Consider the following 2,822-nt stretch of genomic DNA (forward strand, 5'->3'; position numbering starts at 1 on the left):
TCGCGCGTCGGTCGCGACAGGCGCTGCGGTCGCGCCGCCGCGTGCGGCGACGTCCGCGTGATGTGCGGCGACGACCGCACGCGCGAGCGGGTGGTCGCTATGGCGCTGCACGGCCGCGGCGAGCGCGAGCGCTTCGTCGCGCGGGACGCCGATCGCATCGAACGCGGTGACCGACGGCTTGCCCTCGGTCAGCGTGCCGGTCTTGTCGAATGCGATCACCGTCGTGCGCTGAGCGAGCTCCAGCGCCTGTGCATCCTTGATCAGCACGCCGTGGCGCGCGGCAACGCCGGTGCCGGCCATGATCGCGGCGGGCGTCGCGAGACCGAGCGCGCACGGGCATGCGATGACGAGCACCGCGACCGCGTTGAGGATCGCGGTCTCCGCGCCCGCGCCGGCAATCAGCCAGCCGATCAGCGTCAGCATCGCAATGCCGAGGATCGCCGGCACGAACACCGCGCTGACGCGGTCGACGAGGCGCTGGATCGGCGCCTTTTCCGCCTGCGCGGATTCGACGAGGCGGATGATGCGCGCGAGCGTCGTCTCGGCGCCGATCGCGGTGGTTTCGACGACGAGCGCGCCTTCGCCGTTGATCGACCCGGCCGTCACCGGATCGCCGTCGTCCTTCGCGACGGGCAGGCTTTCGCCGGTAATCAGCGATTCGTCGACGTGCGAGCGGCCCGCGACGATCCGGCCGTCCACCGGCACGCGTTCGCCGGGCCGGATGCTGACGGTCGTGCCGACGCGCACCTGCGCGAGCGGCACGTCGCGCTCGACGCCATGCTCGACGATCCGCGCGCGGTCGGGCCGCAACGCGTTCAGCGCACGGATCGCTTCGGTGGTCTGGCGCTTCGCGCGCGCTTCGAGCCATTTGCCGAAGCGCACCAGCGTGACGATCACGGCCGACGCCTCGAAATACAGATGTCCCGGCTGCGCGGGGTCGCGCAGCAGCATCCACAGGCTCAGGCCGTATGCGGCGGACGTGCCGAGCGCGACGAGCAGATCCATATTGCCGGCGCGCGCCCGGATCGCGTGCCAGGCCGCGCGATAGAAGCGGGCGCCGAAGCCGAACTGGACGACCGACGCCAGTATGAGCTGGAGCCAGCCGTTCGGCATCGCGTCGACGCCGAACGGTGCAACGAGCATCGGCGCGATGAGTGGCGCGCTCAGCAGTGCTGCAACGATCACGAGGTTGCGCTCGCGGATCGCTTCGCGGTGCTTGCGGTCGTCGGCGGACGGCACGGCGCGAGCGGGTGCGCCGGCGGTGGAAGCGGCGTCGGTTGCGCCTGCGTGCGCCGCGGCGGCCAGCGACGCCTGATATCCGGCGGTCGTGACGGCGGCGATCAGCGTGGCGGGATCGAGCAGGGTGGCGCTCTGCACCGACGCGCGTTCCGTCGCGAGATTGACGGTCGCACGCGCGACGCCGGGAACGGCCGCGAGTGCCTTTTCGACTCGGCCGGCGCAGGACGCGCAGGTCATCCCGCCGATGTCGAGTTCAATATTGGTAGCTGCGGTAGCTGCGGTAGCTGCGGTAGCTGCGGTAGCTGCGGTAGCTGCGGTAGCTGCGGTAGCTGCGGAAGTCGCGGTTGCTGCATTCGGCGAGGTGGACAACCCGGCTGCCGCAGCCGCGTCGGCAACCGGCGTTGCGCGATAGCCCGCCTGCTTCACGGCCTCCACGAGCCGGGACGCCGTCACATCCGTGCCGACATCGATCGTCGCCCGTTCGGTCGCCAGATTGACCGACGCGCGCGCCACGCCGGGCACCTTGGCCAGCGCCTTTTCGACGCGCGCGACACATGACGCGCAAGTCATCCCTTCGATGTCGAGTTCGAGCGTGGCGGAGGCGGAAGCGTCCACGGAAGCGGCCGGCGCGACGGTCCGGGCCACGGACGCCCCCTCGGACGCCGGAGAGAGCGACACATCGGCGCGAAGGCCATCCTCATTGACGCCTCCGCCACGCACATCGCGCAACGCCGCGCGATAGCCGGCCTGGGCGACCGCGTCGACGAGCTGCGCAGGATCGACAGCGTCTTGCGCGATCACGGTCGCCGAATGGCCGTCGAGGTCGACCGTTGCGTCGGCCACGCCCGGCACGCCGGCGAGCGCGCGCTGCACACGTCCGGTGCAGCCGCCGCAGGTCATGCCGTCGACGGTCAGCGAGATCGTGATCAGCGCCGCCGACGCGAGAGGTTCTGTCATGTCGGATTCCCCAAAAGTGCGGCCTGGGCCGCAGACATGGTCAGTATCAACATTCCCATGATGGTAAGGTCAAGTGGCAGCGACGATGCGCCGCATCGGACCTTGCCGGTGCGTCCGGGTGTCGGTCCCCGGTGTCGCCCGGGCGGCGAACCAGATGTTTCCCATACTTCGCTCATCTCTGCCGAAATGACAGACATTCGCCACATTGGGGATACCCCCAAGGCGCTATGATACGGCCCTGATGTCAGCGCCCCCTGCAGTGAAACTGCAGTTCGGGCAGGCTGGGGCAGCCTTGCTTGACCTTGATGAGCCTTGTCTTTGCAGCATGCGAGTTGCACAAGGCCTTGATTTTTAAAGAATTACATACGGCCAGAAACCAATGATAAAAACCCGACGAGGATCCGTTTCTCAGCGGCGCGCCTGCGCGTCGCTTGCCATTGTGGCGCTCCTGGCCGGATGCGCTTCCCAACCGGACGCGATCCAGCGCAAGACCGGCTGGATGCGCGCCGAAGTGGCCGACTCCTATATCTATGCGTATCCGCTCGTGCTGATGGACGTCGCGAAGGAAGCCGCGACCGGCGGCGACGGCGCGCAGCCCGGCCAGGCGCCGCTCAACACGCTGCGCC

Annotated in this window: 1 protein-coding gene and 1 pseudogene; one reads left to right on the plus strand and one right to left on the minus strand. The window is 69.0% G+C overall.

Features of this window, described 5'->3' with window-relative positions:
* On the minus strand, nt 1-2,196 hold a 2,196-nt coding region (locus G3N94_RS40595), incomplete at its 3' end, for a heavy metal translocating P-type ATPase (protein WP_205799802.1).
* 379 nt (nt 2,197-2,575) lie between these two features.
* Here G3N94_RS40595 and G3N94_RS40600 point away from each other — a divergent pair.
* Nucleotides 2,576-2,822, plus strand: a pseudogene (locus G3N94_RS40600) (hypothetical protein); the annotation flags it as partial.

The organism is Burkholderia sp. Ac-20353 (assembly GCF_017104785.1).
GTDB lineage: Bacteria > Pseudomonadota > Gammaproteobacteria > Burkholderiales > Burkholderiaceae > Burkholderia.